Genomic DNA, 17,211 nt, shown 5'->3' with positions numbered 1-17,211 from the left:
AGCAGGCTTATTCCACCTTGGCCTTGGCGCGCAGGTCCTTGACCATGTTTTCCACGATCTGCTGCTGGGCGCGCTGCTGCAGCTGGCCCTTGACCTGGTCGAAGGGAGGCGGGTTCAGGGGACGGGTGTCTTCCAGCTGGATGATGTGCCAGCCGAAGTCGGACTTCACCGGGGCGTCGGTCAGCTTGCCCTTTTCCAGGCGCACCAGGGCGTCGGCGAAAGGCTTGACGTAGTTGCTGGGGTTGGACCATCCCAGGTCGCCGCCGTTGTCCTTGGAGCCGGGGTCCTTGGATTGCTTGGCCAGTTCCTCGAACTTCTCGCCCTTCTTCAGCTTGTCCAGGATCACCTTGGCTTCGGTTTCGTTGTCCACCAGGATGTGGCGGGCCTTGTATTCCTTGCCGCCGAGCTTGGACTTGATCTCTTCGTAGTCCTTCTTCAGCTGGGCATCGGTGACCGGGTGCTTGGCCAGGTAGTCCTGGATGAAGGCGCGGATCAGCACGGCCTGGGAGGCCAGACCCATCTGGGCGGCGACGTCGGCCTTCTTGTCCAGGCCCTTCTTCTTGGCTTCCTGGCTGAGGATTTCGCGGCGGACCAGTTCCTCGCGCACGGCGGCGCGCAGTTCCGGACCTTCGGGGGCGCCCTGGGCCTTCTGTTCGGCGATGAAGGCGTCAGCCAGGCTCTGGGGCACGGCGGTACCGTTCACCACCACGGCGGCGGGAGCCTTTTGGGCCATGGCATTGGCCGAGAGAAGGGCGCCGCAAACCAGGGCGGCGGCCAGCTTGGAAGCGGACTTGGAAATAGTCTGCATGAACTTGTCCTTGTGCTGTGTGATGGGTGGGGTAAAACGCGATTATACGGAGTCTTGGTCCGGCGTCAGGGCATTTATGGCGAGGGCATGGATGGGCCCCTGCATCATGTCGCCCAGGGCGTCGTAGACCAGGCGGTGGCGGGCCACCGTGTTCTTGCCGGCAAAGGCGGCGCTGACCAGGGTCAGGCGGTAATGGCCGCCGCCGCCGGCAGCGCCGGCATGGCCCCGGTGGGCCGCCGACTCGTCGTCGATGTGCAGACGCAGGGGGGCCAGCACGGCCAGCCGCCGCTGCATTTCAGCCAGGGTGTCGCTCACGCCGGCAGCACCTTCTTGAAGGGCTTGACCGTGACCTGGGCGTAGACGCCGGCGGCCACATAGGGGTCCGCATCGGCCCAGGCACGGGCGGCTTCCAGGGAGGCGAACTCGGCGACGATGAGGCTGCCGGAGAAGCCGGCCGGGCCGGGATCGGGGGAATCGATGGCGGGGCAGGGGCCGGCCAGGATCAGGCGGGCTTCCTGCTGCAGCTGGGTGAGCCGCTCCAGGTGGGCGGGACGGGCGGCCAGACGGGCCTCCAGGCTGCCGGGGCGGTCTTCGCCGATGATGATGTAAAGCATCAGTTTTTCTCCTCGTCGCTCACGTACTTGGACAGCATGGCCCCCTGGATGAGGACGAACACCAGCATCAGGCCCATGCCGCCGAACAGTTTGAAATTGACCCAGGTTTCCGTGGGGTAGTGGAAGGCCACATAGAGGTTGAGGGCCCCCATGAGGCTGAAAAAGGCGATCCAGGACAGATTCATGCGCTGCCAGGCGACATCGGGCAGTTCCATCTTTTCCTGCATCAGGCTACGGATCAGGTTGCGGCGGAAGAACAGGGTGGCGCCGCCCAGGATCAGGGCGAACATCCAGTACAGCACCGTCGGCTTCCACTTGATGAAGGTCTCGTCGTGCAGCACCAGGGTGGCGCCGCCGAAAATGACGATGATGGCCAGGCTGACCCAGAGCATGGTGTCCACCGGCTTGCGGCGCAGCTTGAGCCAGCCGATCTGGCCGAAGGTGGCGGCGATGGCCACGGCGGTGGCGACGTAGATGCCGGCGAACTTGAAGGCGATGAAAAAGAGGAGGACGGGGAACAGGTCGAAGAGAAACTTCATGGGTATCCGGAAAGGGGCATGCAGCCGTGCTGGGGTCGCTGGATTATGGCGGCTTTCCCCCGGGCTGTCCATGGCGCCTCTGCTATACTTTGCGGTTACAAATCGTCACGAAAAACACCGTGGGGCGGGGCTTTGCAGCCCGCCGCCGGCAGGCGCTTCCCCGGCCCCGCCGGACCCTTTCGTGGCGGCCCTTTTGGCGCCCTTTCCGTTCTTCCGGCCCTTGCCCATGAACCAGACTCCTGCCGTCCGCCGCCGCTTCAGCCTGCTGCCCTACCGCATCAGTTCCCAGGTGGCGCTGCTGGTGTCCCTGCTGTTCATGCTCACCGTGTTCGCCTTCACCGCCTACACGGTGCAGGAGCAGGCCGACCTGTCCCAGGAAACCATCACCCGCCACAGCCAGGCCCTGGCCGAGAACATCGCCTTCACCGCGGCGCCCCAGATGGTGCTGGGGGACGAGAGCGCCCTCGAATATTTCCTGCTGCGCTCCGCCGAGTATCCGGATATCCAGGCCCTGACCCTGATCGACGCCAGGGGCAAGGTCCTGGCCTCGGTGCGCAAGGACGACCAGGGCGGCTCCAGCGCCGAATACGGCGTTTCCCGCCTGCTGCCGCCCCACGGCGAAGAAGCCCGCTCCAACCTGCTGGAAACCCCGGCCGGGCGCCGCCTGCTGCTGTGGCAGCCGGTGGTCAGCGGCCAGGTGCTGGGCTGGCTGCGCCTGGAGATCGGCCTCGACCTGCTGGCCGACGCCCAGCGCCACATCTGGCAGGACAGCATCGTCACCGCCCTGGCCGCCATCATCGGCAGCACCACCCTGTTGCTGCTGTTTCTCCTGCGGCCCCTGCGAGCCCTGCGCCAGGCCACGGATTTCGCCTCCCGCCTCGACGTGCTGCGGGGCCAGAGCCTGCCGGCCTACCATGGCAGCCTGGAGATCGGCGAGCTGGTACAGGCCCTCAACCGGGCTTCGCGCCGCCTCAAGCAGCAGGAAGAGACCATCGAGGAAAACAGCCGCTTCCTGCAGAGCCTCACCGATGCCCTGGGGGAAGGGGTCATCGCCACCGACGCCGAAGGGCGCTGCACCTTCATCAACGCCGAGGGCGAGCGCATGCTCGGCTGGAGCCGCCAGGACCTGCTGGGCAAGGATGTGCACCACACCATCCACTTCCAGACCGCCACCGGCTTCCACGTCAGCCAGGACGAATGTCCCCTGCACTCGCCGGCGGTGGCCAGCCGGCCCTTCCGTTCCGAGCTGGATGCCTTCACCCGCAACGACGGCAGCGTCTTCCCCATCTCCGTCGTTTCCGTGCCCCTCTTCGAGGGCGAGCGCTTCACCGGCACCGTGGCCGCCTTCCAGGACATCACCGAGCGCAAGCGGGACGAGGACTTCCTCATGGCCACCACCTCCCGTCTCTCGGCCCTGATCGAGAGCATGCAGGCGGGCATCCTGGTGGAGGACGAGAACCGCCAGATCGTGCTCGCCAACCAGGCCCTGGGCCAGCTGTTCGAACTGGATGTGGACCCCCAGGAGCTGGTGGGGGTGGATTGCCGCCTGGTGCTGCAGCACCTGCAGGGCCTGTGCGCCGACGGGGCCCGGTTCGTGCCCCGGGTGGAGGCGGTGGTGGAGGACCGGCGCGCCGTCCTCGGCGAGGAAATCCGCCTGGCCGACGGGCGCGTCCTGGAGCGGGACTACATTCCCATCTACCTCTTCCCCCAGGTGGCCCAGCCGGAGGACTACCGGGGCCACCTGTGGCTGTTCCGCGACATCACGGAGCGCAAGCATGCGGAGCTGGAACTGCAGCAGGCCAAGGAGGCGGCGGAATCGGCGAACCGGGCCAAGGGCGAATTCCTGGCCAACATGAGCCACGAAATCCGCACCCCCATGAACGGCATCCTGGGCATGACCGACCTGGCCCTGGATTCGGCCCTGACGCCGGAGCAGCGGGACTACCTGGAGATGGTCAAGTCCTCCGCCGACGCCCTGCTGGTGATCATCAACGACATCCTGGACTTCTCCAAGATCGAGGCCGGCAAGCTGGAGCTGGAGCACATCCACTTCCACCTGCGCCAGCTGCTGCGGGAAACCCTCAAGCCCCTGGAACTGCGCGCCCGCCAGCGCAGCCTGACGCTGCGCTGCGAGGTACCGGAGGAGGTGGCCGACGGCTATCTGGGGGATCCGGGGCGGCTGCGCCAGGTGCTCATCAACCTGGTGGGTAACGCCATCAAATTCACCGAGGAAGGCCAGGTTGCGGTGCGCGTCGAAGCCCGGGACGGGCTCCTGCACTTCGCCGTCAGCGATACCGGTATTGGCATTCCGGCGGACAAGCAGCAGCTCATCTTCGAGGCCTTCTCCCAGGCCGACAGCTCGGTCACCCGCCGCTTCGGCGGCACCGGCCTGGGCCTCACCATCTGTACCCGGCTGGTGCGCCTGATGGGCGGCCACATGTGGGTGGAGAGCGACCCGGGCCAGGGCAGCACCTTCCACTTCACCGCCCGCCTGGAGGCCGTGGCCGGTCCGGCCGAGAGTGGCGAGGCCGACGCCGGCCGGGGCGAGGTGGTGCTGCCGCCCCTGCGCCTGCTGGTGGCCGAGGACAACCCGGTGAACCAGAAGCTGGTGCTGACCCTGCTGCAGAAGCGGGGCCACCGCGTGACCCTGGCGGACAACGGCCAGCAGGCCCTGGCGGCCCTGGCGACGGACCATTTCGACCTGGTGCTGATGGACATGCAGATGCCGGTCATGGGCGGCCTCGAAGCCACCCGCCGCATCCGGGCGGCGGAAGCGGCCCGGGGCGACGGTCAGCACCTGCCCATCGTCGCCATGACCGCCAACGCCATGGCCGGGGACCGGGAACTGTGCCTGGAGGCGGGCATGGACGGCTACGTTTCCAAGCCCCTGCGCCGGGACGAATTCTTCTCCGCCATGGCCGACGTGCTGCCGCCCGAGCTGTTGCGCCAGGCCGGCGCCGCTGCGGCGATACCCGCAGACGGCCAGGCGGCGGCTGCCGCGTCCCCTTTCGAGTCGGCGCCGGCGGCGCTGCGCCGCTGTGACCGGGCCGAAGCCGTGGCCCGCCTGGAAGGGGACGAGGAACTGTTCGCCATGCTGGTGAAAATGTTCAGCGACGACCTGCCCAACTACCTGCAGCGCCTCAACGCCGCCCTGGCGGGGCAGGACATGGAGGCCCTGTCGCGGGAGGCCCACACCCTGAAGGGGCTGCTGGCCACCTTCAGCGCCGGCCGCGGCACGGCCCTGGCCCTGGAACTGGAAACCCGGGCCAAGGGCGGCCACGTGGAAACCCTGGGCGTGCTGGTGCGGCAACTGCAGGAAGAACTGGAACTGGTGCGCCAGGAACTCTTGGCGGGCGCGCCCGCCGCCTGAAACGGCAGGCCGGGAGCCTGCCGTGGGGGAGCTGGGTCCGGACGGCCCGCTGCGGATCGGGAGTCGTGGGTTGCGTGTGGCGGCAGGCCGGAGACGCCCGTCCGGCGCCGCTTTCCGTCATGCCATGCCGGACATCGGCCAGGGATGCGCCTCCTGGCCGGGTGCCCCCAGGGGTTTGTTGCCGGGCGCCTAGGGCAGGCGCAGCAGGTCGCCGGCCGCGGCAGCGTCCACGCCGTGGGGAATGACGCCCAGCAGGGGCGCCGGCAGGGCCCGCTCCAGGCAGGCCAGGTTTTCCTCGAAGCGGCTCATGGCCGGATCGATGCGGTTGGCCACCCAGCCCGCCAGGGGCAGGCCCTGGGCGGCGATGGACTCGGCCGTGAGCAGGGCATGGCTGATGCAGCCCAAGCGCATGCCCACCACCAGGATCACCGGCAGGCCCAGCTCCCGGGCCAGGTCGGCGGCATCGAAATCATCCCCCAGGGGCACGCGCCAGCCGCCCACTCCTTCCACGATCAGCACCTCGGCCAGGGGCTTGAGCTCCTGGAAGGCATGGCGGATCACCGCCGCCTTGATGGGCCGGCCGGCTTCGGCGGCGGCGATGTGGGGGGCGATGGGTGGGGCGAACAGATAGGGATTGACCAGGTCCCGGGGCGCCGCCACGGAGGCGGCGGCCATCAGGCGGCGCACGTCGTCGTTATCCCCGTCGGCCTCGGTGCCGGCCGCCACCGGCTTCATGGCCAGGGCCGACAGCCCCTGGCGCCGGGCGGCGTGCAGCAGGGCGCAGGCGGAGAAGGTCTTGCCGATTTCCGTATCGGTGCCGGCGATGAAATAACCCTGTTTCATGGTGCGGTCCTCACTGAAAGGCGTTGGCCACAGAGGGCACAGAGATCACAGAGAAAAGCCTGAAATACAGAGGGGACGGAATGCTGCCGCCGGCCGTGGCAGCCGGACAGTTCTTCCCCTCTGTGTTCTCTGTGCCCTCTGTGGCAAAAAAGAATTTTCGCCTGCTCACTTCACCGCCGTACACAGCACCACGTCGTAGGTGGCGGGCAGGCCGGCGGTGCTGCGGTGGCGTTCGTAGCGCGCTTCCACGGTCTTCCAGGCGGCCTTGCCGAGGAAGCCGGTGCGGCGGGCACCGCCCACCTGGTTGGCGCCGATGTCCTTGATGGCCCGCAGCAGGCTGCGCAGGTCCGGGTAGAAGATCTGCAGCTTGCGCCGTTCCACCCGCAGTTCCTGGAAACCGGCGCCGAGCATGGCTTCGCCGCAGGTGGCCGGGGGCGCGAAGGGCAGCACGTGGCGATGGCTGTCGATGCCGGCGAAAGCCTCCCCCAGTTCGGCGAAGGTGCCGGGCCCCAGGGTGCTGAAGGCGAGGACGCCGCCGGGCGCCAGCACCCGGGCCGCTTCCTTGAGGCTGTGGCCCAGGTCGCACCACTGCACGGCCAGGCTGGACCAGTAGAGGGCGGCGCCGCCGGCGGCCAGGGGCAGGTGCTCCAGGTCGGCGCACAGCGGCAGGCCGCCGTTGTCCCCTTCCCGGGCCCGGGCCAGCATGGCCGGGGCGAAGTCGGCCAGGAGCAGGGGGTGGCCTGGATAGCGGTGGGCCAGCAGGCCGGCGCCGTAGCCGGTGCCGCAGCCGGCGTCGAGGAGAAAGCCGGCGGGCAGCTGGCCGTCCCCGGGCGGCAGGGAGGATTCCAGGGCGTCGCACACCTGGCGTTGCAGGGCCGCGGCCTGGTCGTAGGAATCGGCGGCCCGGTCGAAGGCGCGGCGGATGTGGTGTTTTTCCATCAGGCGGGCAGTCCTTGCGCCCAGGCCTGCACATGGCCGGCGAAGGCGGCCGGATCGTGCAGGAAGGGGGTGTGGGCGGCCTCCGCCATGAGCTGCAGCTGGCCGTGGGGCAGCTGGGCGGCCAGCCAGCGGGCGGCCTCCACCGGCATCAGGGAATCGGCCTCGCCGTGGATGACCAGGGCCGGATGGGGCAGCTTGGGCGCCAGGGGGCGCAGATCCAGGTCCCGCAGCCAGTCCAGGCCCCGCAGCAGGGCGGCCTTTTCCGCCAGGGGGGCCTTGGTCAGGGGCGCCAGCTGGCGGTTGATGTCCTTGGCCAGGCTGTCGCCCTGGTTCATCAGGGTGGCGAAGCGGGGCAGCACCGGGCCCGGGGCCAGGCCCACGGCGGCGGAGAAGCCGCCGAGCAGGCTGGCCGGCTGGCCGGCGTTCCAGCCTTTGCCGGCGAGGAAGCGGGGCGAGGTGGCCACCAGTACCAGGCCGGCGATGCGCTTGGGGGCCCGGGCCGCCATCAGCTGGGCCAGCTGGCCGCCGAGGGACCAGCCGAGCAGCAGGGCGCCCTCGGGCACGTCGGTCAGCAGGGTGTCCACGGTGGCGGCCACCGAGTCGGCGCCGTCGGGGCGGCCCGGATAACCGGGCAACTGCAGCCGGGTGACGGAGAAATGGGGCGTCAGGTGGGGCAGCAGGGCCTCCCACACCCGGGAATCCAGGCCCCAGCCGTGGAGCAGGGCCAGGGGGCGCTTGGCGGGGGAATTCATGGCGTCGGACTCAATTTTTCAGCGGCCCGCATTCGGCCAGGGCCGCCACCAGGGCGTCCACCTGGCCCACGGTGTGGGCGGCGGAAAGGGTGATGCGCAGCCGGGCCTGGCCCTTGGCCACGGTGGGCGGGCGGATGGCGGGCACCCAGATGCCCCGCTCCAGCAGGGCCCGGCTCAGGGCCAGGGTGGGTTCGTTGTCGCCGATGACCAGGGGCTGGATGGGGGTGGGGGAATCCAGCAGCTGCCAGCCCCGCTCGGCGCAGAGGGGTTCCAGGCCCAGGCGCAGGCGGGCTATGAGGGTCACCAGATGGGCCCGGCGCTCGCTGCCGGCGGCGATCAGCTCCAGGCTCTTCTGCAGGGCGCAGGCCACGGCCGGGCTGGCGGCGGTGGTGAAGATGTAGGTGCGGGCCTTCTGCAGCAGCCATTCCAGGACCTTGGCGCTGCCGGCGACGAAGGCGCCGGAGACGCCGGCGGCCTTGCCCAGGGTGCCCATGTAGAGGACCCGGGGCGAGGGAATGAGCTTCACCGCGGCGGCGCTGCCCCGGCCCTGGCCCACCACGCCGAAGCCGTGGGCGTCGTCGATGACCAGCCAGGTGTCGTATTTCTCGGCCAGTTCGTAGAGTTCTTCCAGGGGGGCGATGTCGCCGTCCATGCTGAAGATGGCGTCGGTGACGATCATCTTGCGCGGCGCCTGGCTGGCGGCCAGCTGGCTTTCCAGATGGGCCAGGTCCAGGTGCCGGTAGCGGTGGCTGTCGGCCCGGGAGAGCTGCACCGCATCGATGAGGGAGGCGTGGTTGAGCTTGTCGGCGAAGACCGCGTCGCCCCGGCCCACCAGGGCCGGAATCATGGCCAGGTTGGCCATGTAGCCGGTGGAAAAATACAGGGCCCGCTGGCGCATGACGAAGGCGGCCAGGGCTTCTTCCAGCTGGTGGTGGGGGCGCAGGTGGCCGCTCACCAGATGGGAGGCGCCGGAGCCGGCGCCCCACTGCCGGGCGCCTTCGGCCATGGCCTCGGCGATTTCCGGGTGGTTGGCCAGGCCCAGGTAGTCGTTGCTGCAGAAGGCCAGCACCGGCTTGCCGTCCGCCACCATGTCCGGCCCGCAGGGGGAATCGACGATGCGGCGGCGGCGGGTCAGGCCTTCGGCTTCGATGGCTTTGAGTTCGGCGTCCAGGCTTTCCCAGATCATGCGAGTGTGGCCTCCAGGGTGGCCAGGGTGCCCTGGCAGAGATGGCGAGCCTCGTCCTCGGAGAGCACGTAGGGCGGCATCAGATAGACCGTGTTGCCGATGGGGCGCAGCATCAGTTCCCGCTCCAGGCCGGCCTTGTAGAAGCGGCGGGAGAAGGAGGCGTCGGCCCCTTCCACGTCGAACGCCAGGATCATGCCGCGGCGCCGGTAGTGGCGCACCCGGGGATGCTGGCGCAGGGGTTCCAGCAGCTGGTGCAGGCGCTCCGAGAGCTGCCGGTTGGCGGCGATCACGCCGTCCTGCTCGAAGATGTCCAGGGTGGCCAGGGCGGCCCGGCAGGCCAGGGCGTTGCCGGTGTAGGAATGGGAGTGGAGGAAGCCCCGGGTCACGGCATCGTCGAGGAAGGCTTCATACACGGTGTCGGTGGTCAGCACCACGGAGAGGGGCAGGTAGCCGCCGGTGATGCCTTTGGAGAGGCAGAGGAAGTCCGGCCGGATGTTGGCCTGCTCATGGGCGAAGAAGGTGCCGCTGCGGCCGAAGCCCACGGCGATCTCGTCGCAGATGAGGTGCACGCCGTAGCGGTCGCAGGCCTGCCGCGCCAGGCTCAGGTAGAGCGGATCGTGCATGGCCATGCCGGTGGCGCACTGGATCAGGGGTTCCACGATGAGGGCGGCGATGTGGCCGTGGTGGGCTTGCAGATGGGCTTCCAGGGCCGCGGCGGCGCGCCGGGCCATGTCGGCGGCGGTCTCGCCGTCCCGGGCTAGGCGGGCGTCGGGGGAGGGCAGCACGGCGGCGGGGCGGATCAGGGGAGCGTAGGCATCCTTGAACAGGGCCACGTCGGTGACCGCCAGGGCGCCCACGGTCTCGCCGTGGTAGCTGCCTTCCAGGCAAAGGAAATCGGTCTTTTCCGGCTGGCCCGTGTTGCGCCAGTAGTGGTGCGACATCTTCAGGGCGATCTCGGTGGCCGAGGCGCCGTCGGAGGCGTAGAAGGCATGGCCCAGGGCGCCGCCGGTAAGGGCGGAGAGGCGCTCGGAGAGCTGCACCACCGGCTCGTGGGTGAAGCCGGCCAGGATCACGTGCTCCAGGGTTTCCAGCTGGTCCCTGAGGGCGGCGTTGATGCGCGGGTTGCGGTGGCCGAAGAGATTGACCCACCAGGAGCTGACCCCGTCCAGGTAACGGCGGCCGTCGAAGTCCGTCAGCCATACCCCCTCGCCGCTCTGGACGGGGATCAGGGGCAGTCCGTCGGCCGCCAGGTGGTGCTGCATCTGGGTGCACGGATGCCAGACAGCGGCAAGGCTGCGGTCCAGGAGGCGGCGGTTTGCGGACATGGGGCGTGGGCGGGATGGTGGGCAGGGATGGTGGACAGGTCGCGGCGCCGGGGCCACCACCTCAAGCCCGCCATTTTACCCGCCCCGGCAGGCCAGTGCCAAAAGCGATGCGCAAAGACGGCGACAAAATGGCTAGAATAGCCTGCGGCAGCCCCGCCGACCGAGGCGGGGAGGGGCCGACCAAAACAATATCGCTGGCACAACTAAGGGTTGAGAGGCGGGAGACAATCGATGAAAAACATGAAGCTGGGTTGGAAGCTTTTCCTGCTGGTGGCCCTGGCGGTCGCCGGCTTCCTCGTCAATTCCGGCCAGGGGCTGTTCCTGCTCAAGGAAAACCTGCTGGAAGACCGCAAGCTGAAGACCAAGAACGTGGTGGAAACGGCCCACGGCATCCTGGCCTACTACTACCGGGAGCAGCAGGCCGGCCGCCTCTCCGAGGAGGACGCGCGGCAGACCGCCGCCGCCGCCATCAAGGGCCTGCGTTACGAGGGCGAGGAATACTTCTTCCTCATGGATTTCAACGCCAACATTGTCATGCATCCCATCAAGCCGGAGATGGATGGCAAGAATTTCGCCGAGACCAAGGACCCCAAGGGCAACCGCCTGTTCTCGGAAATGTCCCGCATCGGCCGGGACGTGGGCCAGGGCTACTACGCCTATTTCTGGCCCAAGCCGGGCAAGAGCGAGCCGGTGGAGAAGATCTCCTACGTCAAGGCCTTCAAGGAATGGGGCTGGCTGGTGGGCTCGGGCATCTACATCGACGACGTGGATGCGGTCTTCTTCAAGGCCGCCACCACCCAGGGCAGCCTGGCCATCGGCGGCCTGATCCTGCTCATCGGTTTCTCCGTCTATCTGATGAAGACCATCGTCGGGCCGGTGCAGCGCATGCAGAAGGTGATGGAGGCCCTGGCCGAGGGCGACATGACGGTCCATGCCTCCTCCGACGCCAAGGATGAAATCGGCCTCATGCTGCAGGCGGCCGAACGCATGATCGACCGCACCCGCAAGGTCATCCAGGAGGTGCGGGTCAGCGCCGATGCCCTGGTCAATGCCTCGGATCAGGTCAGCGTCACCTCCCACAGCCTCTCCCAGTCCGCCTCCGAGCAGGCCGCCAGCGTCGAGGAGACCTCCGCCTCCATCGAGCAGATGTCGGCCAATATCGAGCACAACAAGGACAACGCCCACCTGACCCAGGACATGTCGGCCCGGGCCGCCAGCGACGCCCAGGTCGGCGGCAAGACCGTGGGCGCCACGGTGGAGGCCATGAAGCAGATCGCCGACAAGATCGGCATCGTGGACGAGATCGCCTACCAGACCAATCTGCTGGCCCTCAACGCCGCCATCGAGGCGGCCCGGGCCGGCGAGCACGGCAAGGGCTTCGCCGTGGTGGCCGGCGAGGTGCGCAAGCTGGCCGAGCGTTCCCAGGCCGCCGCCCACGAGATCGGCGAACTGGCCGGCAAGAGCGTGGAGCAGGCGGAAAACGCCGGGCGCCTGTTCCAGGACATGATGCCCAACATCGAAAAGACCGCCCAGCTGGTCAAGGAAATCGCCGCCTCCTCCGAGGAGCAGGCCATCGGCGCCGGCCAGATCAGCCAGGCCATCAGCCAGGTGAACCAGACCACCCAGCACAACGCCAGCGCCTCCGAGGAACTGGCGGCCACGGCCCAGGAACTCCATTCCCAGGCCGAGCGGCTGAAGCAGAACATCGCTTTCTTCCGCATCGACTGAGGCGGGAAAGCTTAGCCACAGAGGGCACAGAGAACACAGAGATTAAGAACGGCGGCCATGGGCCGCCGTTTTTTTTGCCACCAACTTTTGCCACGGCGACGCTTATACTCTGTGTTCTCTGTGCCCTCTGTGGCCCGCCTTTATGACCAGGCCTGAAACGAAGAAGGGACGCCATTCTCCGCGATGATGCGGTGGAGAGTGGCGTCCCCTCTGCCTCATATGGCAGGGCTTTGTGAAGATCTACTGGTAGCGCAGGGCCTCGATGGGGTCCAGGCGGGCGGCCTTGCGGGCCGGGTAGTAGCCGAAGAAGATGCCGACCCCGGCGGCGACGCTGAAGGCGACGATGACCGAACTGCCGGAGATGATCACCGCGGTGCCGGTGAGCAGGTTGGTCAGCACGGCGCCGCCGATGCCCAGCAGCAGGCCGATGAGGCAGCCGGCGATGGAGATGACGATGGCCTCCAGCAGGAACTGGGTCAGGATGTCCTTCTCCCGGGCACCGATGGCCATTCGGATGCCGATCTCCCGGGTCCGTTCGGTGACCGAGACCAGCATGATGTTCATGATGCCGATGCCGCCCACCAGCAGGGAGACGGAGGCGATGGCGCCCAGCAGCAGGGACATGATGCGGGTGGTTTCCGCCGCCGAATCGGCCACGGCGGTGAGGTTGCGCACGTTGAAGTCGTCGTCCTGGCCGGGGCGGATGCGGTGCCGCTGGCGCAGCAGGGCGTTCATGGAATTTTCCACCGCCGGCATCACCTCGGGCGCCGCGGCCTTGACCATGATGGCCCGCACCGAGCCCTGGAAGGGCGTGCCGAAGAGCTTGCGCTGGGCCGTGGTGAGGGGAACGATGAGCACGTCGTCCTGGTCCCGCCCGTCCAGGCTCTGGCCCTTGGGCGCCAGCACGCCGAGGATGAGGAAGGGGGCCTGGCCGATGCGCAGGGTCTTGCCCGTCGGGTTCTCGGCGCCGAACAGGTTCTGGGCCGCGGTCTTGCCAATCAGGGCCACCCGGGTCGAGGCCCGCAGGTCCGAATCGGTGAAGGGCGAGCCGTCCACCAGGGCCCAGGAGCGCACGTCCAGATAGGCCGGCGTGGTGCCGATGACATAGGAGTTCCAGTTGCTCGAGCCATACACCAGCTGGGCCGAGCCCTGGTGCACCGGCGCCGCCGTTTCCACCCCGTCCAGCTCGGTGATGGCTTCCGCATCGGTGACGGTCAGGGTGGGGGCGTTGCCGCTGCCGCTGCGCACGCCGCCGGCGTTGGTGAAGCCGGAGAGGACGATGAACAGGTTGCTGCCCATGGAGTTGATGGACTGGGCCACGGCGTACTGGGCGCCCTGGCCGATGGCCAGCATCAGCACCACGGCGCCGACGCCGATGACCATGCCGAGCATGGTGAGGAAGGTGCGCAGCCGGTTGGCGCCCATGGCGCGCCAGGCTTCGCCGAGCATGGCGGTCAGCATGGCTGGACCTCCCCGGCGGGCAGGTCGTGGTGGGTCGGCGCATCGTGCACGATGCGGCCGTCGAGGAAGCGCACCTGGCGCTTGGCGTGCTGGGCGATATCCGGCTCGTGGGTGACCAGGACGATGGTGATGCCCTCCCGGTTCAGTTCCTCGAACAGGGCCATGATCTCCTCGCTGGTGTGGCTGTCCAGGTTGCCCGTGGGCTCGTCGGCCAGGATCAGGCGGGGCCGGTTCACCAGGGCCCGGGCGATGGCCACCCGCTGCTGCTGGCCGCCGGAGATGCGGTTGGGCAGGGATTTGGCGTACTGGCCCAGGCCCACCTTGGCCAGCAGTTCCCGGGCCCGCTGGCGCCGCTCTTCCTTGTCCACGCCGCAATAGACCAGGGGCAGGGCCACGTTGTCCTCCAGGCTCATGCGCGGCAGCAGGTTGAAGCCCTGGAAGACGAAGCCGATGGTGCGGTTGCGCAGCAGGGCGGTCTGGTCCTTGTCCAGGGCCGAGACGTGCTTGCCGTCGAGGATGTAGTCGCCGCCGCTGGGCCGGTCCAGGCAGCCCAGGATGTTCATGAAGGTGGACTTGCCGGAGCCGGAGGGGCCCATGATGGCGACGAACTCGCCGGCATGGATGGCAAGGCTGACGCCCTTGAGCACCGGGAAGGGGCCCATGGGCGTGTCGTAGGCCTTGTCCAGGCCTGCCACCTCGATCACCGCCGCCGCGTCGGCGGAGGCCGTCGCAGCGCTCATCAGAACATCCTCATGCGCATGGTGCCGCCGCTGCTGCCGCCCGCATTGGCGCCGTCCGGCAGGTTCTCGCCGACGATCACCTGGTCCCCCGCATTGAGTTCGCCACCGACGATTTCCGTGTTGCGGTTGTCGGTGATGCCCAGGCTGACACTGACCGGCACCACTTCGCCGCCGCGCAGCACATGGACGGTGCCGCTGGCGCTGTCCCGCTTGCGCTGGCGCTCGCCGGCACCCTTGCCACCATTGCCGCCGTTGCCGGGGCCGCCTTCACGGCCGGCGCCGGGCCCGGCCGTTCCCGGCGGGCCGCCGGCCGGGGCGCCATTGCTGGCGGCATTCGGGGCCGGCTTCTGGCCGCCGTTGGGCTTGTAGCGCAGGGCCGCGTTGGGCACCAGCAGTACCTCGTTGCGTTTGGCCACGGCGATGTTCACATAGGCGGTCATGCCCGGCAGGAGAATCTGCTCCGGGTTGTCCACCACCACCACCACGTTGTAGGTGACCACGTTCTGCTGGGTGGTGGGGTTGAGCCGCACCTGCTTCACCTCGCCCTTGAACTGGCGGTTGGGGAAGGCATCCACGTTAAACTTCACCGGCTGGCCCACCTTGATGTTGCCGATGTCGGCCTCGGCGAAGCTGGTGTAAATCTGCATGGCCGTCAGATCCTGGGCGATCTTGAACAGGGTGGGGGTCTGGAAGCTGGCGGCCACGGTCTGGCCCACGTCGATCTGCCGGTCCACCACCACGCCGGAAACCGGGGAGCGGATCACCGAGTAGCCCAGATTGGCCCGGTCCTTGTCGTTGGCCGCCTTGTACTGGTTGAGCTGGGCCTGGGCGCTGCGGCGGGCCTGCACCGCCTGGTCCAGTTCCTGGCGGCTGACGTATTCCTGGGCGAAGAGGGACTTCATGCGTTCCTCGCTGGCGATGGCCAGGTCCAGGGAGGCCCTGGCGCTGGCGATGTTGGCATCGCTCTGGTGTACCTGGGCGGAATAGAGGGAGTCGTCCAGCTCGGCCAATATCTGGCCCTGCTTCACCTGGTCGTTGAAATCCACGTAGAGCTTTTTCACCGTGCCGGAAACCTGGGTACCCACATTGACCAGGGTCACCGGGTTGAGGGTGCCGTTGGCCGAGACGCTCTGGGTCAGTTCCCCCTTTTCCAGGGTCTGCAGCTTGTAGCGCTGCTCCAGGCCCGGGGCGGTGAGCTTCTGGTAGGCGACGTAGCCGCCGCCGGCGAGGAGCAGGGCGGCCAGAATCAGGACGACGGTTTTCTTCTGGGGGCGTTTCATGATCAGTTGGAGCCTTGGATGGAGCCGCTGGCGGCGGGCTGGCCGGCATTGGCGGTGGCTGCGTCGGGGAGGCTTTGCAGCAGGGAAATGTCCAGGTTGCCCATGGACTGGGCCAGGGTGGCGCGGGAGACGTTCCACTCGAAGGTGGCCTGGACCCGCTGCTGGCGGGCCGCCGCCAGGGCGCTCTGGGCGTTGAGGACGTCCAGGATGCTGCCCAGGCCGGCCTTGTAGCGGCCCAGGGCGACCTTTTCCGCCGCTTCGGCGGAGACCAGGAGGTCGGCGGTGGTCTGCAGGGACTGGCCGGCGGTGATGAGGCCCTGATAGGCCTTCCACACGTCCAGGGCCACCTGCTGGCGGATGCGCTCCCGCTGGGCTTCCCGGGCTTCCTTCAGGGATTCGGCGTTGCGCACCTTGTAGGTGGTGGAAAAACCGGTGAACAGGGGCACGTTGAGGGTGACGCCGATGCTCGAGGTATTGCTGACGTTGCCGCCCAGGTCCTGGTAGGCCGGACCGGCGGTGAGGGACAGGGTGGGCAGGCCGGCGGCGCGCACCGCCTCCACATTGGCCTGGGCCGCCTGGTACTGGGCTTCCGCCGCCACCAGGTCGGGCCGGCGGCGCCGGGCTTCCGCCACCAGGGCGTCCACATCCGCCGTGAATTCCCGGGTCGGGGCGACCACCGGCGTGGCGGGCACCAGGGCCGGCGGACGGTGGGCCTCGCCGCCGATGACGTTGGCCAGGGTGCCCTGGGCATTCTTGAAATCCCGGTCAGCCTGGATGCGCTTGAGGGAGGCCTGGGAGTAGGCGGTCTGGGCCTGCAGCCGGTCCGCCGGGGTGGCGGTGCCCACCTTGTAGCGGGCATCGGCGGCGTTGAAGCTTTCCAGGCTGGCCCGTTCCGATTCCCGGGCGGCCACCAGGGCCGCCTCGGTGGCCTGGACCTGGTAGTAGGCCTGCAGGGCGGCGAGGAACACGGCCTGCACCGTGCTGTCCTGGGTGGCGGCCGCGGCGGCCAGCAACTGCCGCGCATTCTCCAGGGTGGCGGCCCGGGCGCCGAAGTCGAACAGCAGGTAGGAAAGGGTCAGGCCGGCATTCTTCTGGGTGTAGCTCTCCGGCTTGCGGCTGTCGTTGCGGTTGCGGCTCTGGCCGGCGCTGAGGCTGAGGCCGGGCAGGTAGGCCGCCTGGGCCACGCCCACCAGGGCCGCCTGGGCCCGGGCGTTGGCCCACACTTCCCGGGTCTGGGGATTGTGGCAAAGGGCCCGCTCCACCACCTCGGTGAGGGACAGGGCACCGCTCACCGGCTGCTCGGGGCAGGGATTGGCGCCCTGGCCCTCGCTGCCGCCGAGGGCCGGTCGGGGCGGCGCCAGGGCGTCGCTGCCCAGGGGGTCCAGGGCCAGGGCCGGGGCGGCGGCCAGGACCGAGGCGAACGCCAGGGCCAGGGGAAGGGGGGCGAAAGCGGAGCGGGCAGGTGCCGTCACGGGCATGGTTGCGGGTTTCATCGGGGCGCGGCCGAAGCCTTAGGAATTTTGAGCCGAAGTATAGCGGGCCCCTGGGCCGTACCGGGACGGCAAGTTGTTACCGGATGTTGCATCGGCCCCCGTCCGGCCATCCTGCCGGGCGGGGGCGTGGCGG

The 17,211-nt window shown here is 68.7% G+C and carries 15 protein-coding genes; 2 read left to right on the top strand and 13 right to left on the bottom strand.

Features of this window, described 5'->3' with window-relative positions; translation table 11 throughout:
* Nucleotides 1–7: 7 nt before the first annotated feature.
* The 4 genes from EV678_RS04500 to EV678_RS04485 are packed head-to-tail and all read right to left on the bottom strand — an operon-like array spanning nucleotide 8 to nucleotide 1,961.
* Nucleotides 8–808 (bottom strand): peptidylprolyl isomerase, encoded by an 801-nt coding sequence (locus tag EV678_RS04500; RefSeq protein ID WP_014237905.1) that lies wholly within the window; start codon nucleotides 806–808, stop codon nucleotides 8–10.
* A 42-nt stretch (nucleotides 809–850) separates the two neighbouring features.
* A complete protein-coding gene (locus EV678_RS04495; protein WP_235832403.1) occupies nucleotides 851–1,123 on the bottom strand; it encodes a BolA family protein in 273 nt (90 codons plus the stop codon).
* Entirely contained in the window at nucleotides 1,120–1,422 is a 303-nt protein-coding gene (locus EV678_RS04490; RefSeq protein WP_014237903.1) for a YciI family protein, read from the bottom strand. The genes EV678_RS04495 and EV678_RS04490 overlap by 4 nt, the downstream gene beginning before the upstream one ends.
* Nucleotides 1,422–1,961, bottom strand: coding sequence for a septation protein A (locus EV678_RS04485; RefSeq protein WP_014237902.1), 540 nt, complete (start codon nucleotides 1,959–1,961; stop codon nucleotides 1,422–1,424). The genes EV678_RS04490 and EV678_RS04485 overlap by 1 nt, the downstream gene beginning before the upstream one ends.
* Before the next feature lie 226 nt (nucleotides 1,962–2,187).
* Here EV678_RS04485 and EV678_RS04480 point away from each other — a divergent pair, with 226 nt between their 5' ends.
* The gene (locus EV678_RS04480) at nucleotides 2,188–5,331 is read left to right on the top strand and encodes an ATP-binding protein (RefSeq protein ID WP_165397446.1); all 3,144 of its coding nucleotides are present in this window, start codon (nucleotides 2,188–2,190) and stop codon (nucleotides 5,329–5,331) included.
* A gap of 189 nt (nucleotides 5,332–5,520) precedes the next feature.
* On the opposite strand, the gene bioD is transcribed toward EV678_RS04480, so the two are convergent.
* The 5 genes from bioD to EV678_RS04455 all read right to left on the bottom strand — a co-directional run bounded on the left by bioD (nucleotide 5,521) and on the right by EV678_RS04455 (nucleotide 10,376).
* On the bottom strand, nucleotides 5,521–6,174 hold the full coding sequence (gene bioD, locus EV678_RS04475; RefSeq protein WP_130458650.1) for a dethiobiotin synthase: 654 nt from the start codon (nucleotides 6,172–6,174) through the stop codon (nucleotides 5,521–5,523).
* A 165-nt stretch (nucleotides 6,175–6,339) separates the two neighbouring features.
* On the bottom strand, nucleotides 6,340–7,113 hold the full coding sequence (gene bioC, locus EV678_RS04470; protein WP_130458649.1) for a malonyl-ACP O-methyltransferase BioC: 774 nt from the start codon (nucleotides 7,111–7,113) through the stop codon (nucleotides 6,340–6,342).
* Nucleotides 7,113–7,865 carry an alpha/beta fold hydrolase gene (locus tag EV678_RS04465; RefSeq protein ID WP_130458648.1) on the bottom strand — a complete coding sequence of 251 codons (753 nt, stop codon included), beginning with the start codon at nucleotides 7,863–7,865 and terminating at the stop codon, nucleotides 7,113–7,115. Before EV678_RS04465 ends, bioC begins: the two co-directional genes overlap by 1 nt.
* 10 nt (nucleotides 7,866–7,875) lie before the next feature.
* The gene (gene bioF / locus EV678_RS04460; protein ID WP_130458647.1) at nucleotides 7,876–9,051 is read right to left on the bottom strand and encodes an 8-amino-7-oxononanoate synthase; all 1,176 of its coding nucleotides are present in this window, start codon (nucleotides 9,049–9,051) and stop codon (nucleotides 7,876–7,878) included.
* Nucleotides 9,048–10,376 (bottom strand): adenosylmethionine--8-amino-7-oxononanoate transaminase, encoded by a 1,329-nt coding sequence (locus EV678_RS04455; protein WP_130458646.1) that lies wholly within the window; start codon nucleotides 10,374–10,376, stop codon nucleotides 9,048–9,050. The genes bioF and EV678_RS04455 overlap by 4 nt, the downstream gene beginning before the upstream one ends.
* A gap of 231 nt (nucleotides 10,377–10,607) precedes the next feature.
* On the opposite strand from EV678_RS04455, the gene EV678_RS04450 reads away from it, so the two are divergent.
* Entirely contained in the window at nucleotides 10,608–12,104 is a 1,497-nt protein-coding gene (locus EV678_RS04450; protein ID WP_130458645.1) for a methyl-accepting chemotaxis protein, read from the top strand.
* Between the two features lie 240 nt (nucleotides 12,105–12,344).
* Here EV678_RS04450 and EV678_RS04445 read toward each other — a convergent pair whose 3' ends face one another.
* Genes EV678_RS04445 through EV678_RS16455 form a run of 4 tightly spaced genes read right to left on the bottom strand, consistent with a single transcriptional unit; the run spans nucleotide 12,345 to nucleotide 17,078 of the window.
* Nucleotides 12,345–13,565 carry an ABC transporter permease gene (locus EV678_RS04445; protein WP_014237894.1) on the bottom strand — a complete coding sequence of 407 codons (1,221 nt, stop codon included), beginning with the start codon at nucleotides 13,563–13,565 and terminating at the stop codon, nucleotides 12,345–12,347.
* Complete coding sequence (locus EV678_RS04440) at nucleotides 13,559–14,305, bottom strand: ABC transporter ATP-binding protein (RefSeq protein WP_130458644.1); 747 nt, start codon at nucleotides 14,303–14,305, stop codon at nucleotides 13,559–13,561. The genes EV678_RS04445 and EV678_RS04440 overlap by 7 nt, the downstream gene beginning before the upstream one ends.
* A complete protein-coding gene (locus EV678_RS04435; RefSeq protein WP_130458643.1) occupies nucleotides 14,305–15,585 on the bottom strand; it encodes an efflux RND transporter periplasmic adaptor subunit in 1,281 nt (426 codons plus the stop codon). The genes EV678_RS04440 and EV678_RS04435 overlap by 1 nt, the downstream gene beginning before the upstream one ends.
* A 2-nt stretch (nucleotides 15,586–15,587) precedes the next feature.
* Entirely contained in the window at nucleotides 15,588–17,078 is a 1,491-nt protein-coding gene (locus EV678_RS16455) for a TolC family protein (RefSeq protein ID WP_268907594.1), read from the bottom strand.
* Nucleotides 17,079–17,211: the final 133 nt, after the last annotated feature.

The organism is Azospira oryzae (assembly GCF_004217225.1).
In the GTDB taxonomy this organism is placed as follows: Bacteria; Pseudomonadota; Gammaproteobacteria; order Burkholderiales; family Rhodocyclaceae; genus Azospira; species Azospira oryzae.
The sequence above is the reverse complement of the archived record's forward strand: the minus strand, read 5'-3'. Positions and strand labels throughout refer to the sequence as shown.

Coding starts and splice junctions, on each gene's coding strand:
- EV678_RS04500 (WP_014237905.1), bottom strand. CDS start 808: ATGCAGACTATTTCCAAGTCCGCTTCCAAGCTGGCCGCCGCCCTGGTT.
- EV678_RS04490 (WP_014237903.1), bottom strand. CDS start 1,422: ATGCTTTACATCATCATCGGCGAAGACCGCCCCGGCAGCCTGGAGGCC.
- EV678_RS04485 (WP_014237902.1), bottom strand. CDS start 1,961: ATGAAGTTTCTCTTCGACCTGTTCCCCGTCCTCCTCTTTTTCATCGCC.
- EV678_RS04480 (WP_165397446.1), top strand. CDS start 2,188: ATGAACCAGACTCCTGCCGTCCGCCGCCGCTTCAGCCTGCTGCCCTAC.
- bioD (WP_130458650.1), bottom strand. CDS start 6,174: ATGAAACAGGGTTATTTCATCGCCGGCACCGATACGGAAATCGGCAAG.
- bioC (WP_130458649.1), bottom strand. CDS start 7,113: ATGGAAAAACACCACATCCGCCGCGCCTTCGACCGGGCCGCCGATTCC.
- EV678_RS04465 (WP_130458648.1), bottom strand. CDS start 7,865: ATGAATTCCCCCGCCAAGCGCCCCCTGGCCCTGCTCCACGGCTGGGGC.
- bioF (WP_130458647.1), bottom strand. CDS start 9,051: ATGATCTGGGAAAGCCTGGACGCCGAACTCAAAGCCATCGAAGCCGAA.
- EV678_RS04455 (WP_130458646.1), bottom strand. CDS start 10,376: ATGTCCGCAAACCGCCGCCTCCTGGACCGCAGCCTTGCCGCTGTCTGG.
- EV678_RS04450 (WP_130458645.1), top strand. CDS start 10,608: ATGAAAAACATGAAGCTGGGTTGGAAGCTTTTCCTGCTGGTGGCCCTG.
- EV678_RS04445 (WP_014237894.1), bottom strand. CDS start 13,565: ATGCTGACCGCCATGCTCGGCGAAGCCTGGCGCGCCATGGGCGCCAAC.
- EV678_RS04440 (WP_130458644.1), bottom strand. CDS start 14,305: ATGAGCGCTGCGACGGCCTCCGCCGACGCGGCGGCGGTGATCGAGGTG.
- EV678_RS04435 (WP_130458643.1), bottom strand. CDS start 15,585: ATGAAACGCCCCCAGAAGAAAACCGTCGTCCTGATTCTGGCCGCCCTG.
- EV678_RS16455 (WP_268907594.1), bottom strand. CDS start 17,078: ATGAAACCCGCAACCATGCCCGTGACGGCACCTGCCCGCTCCGCTTTC.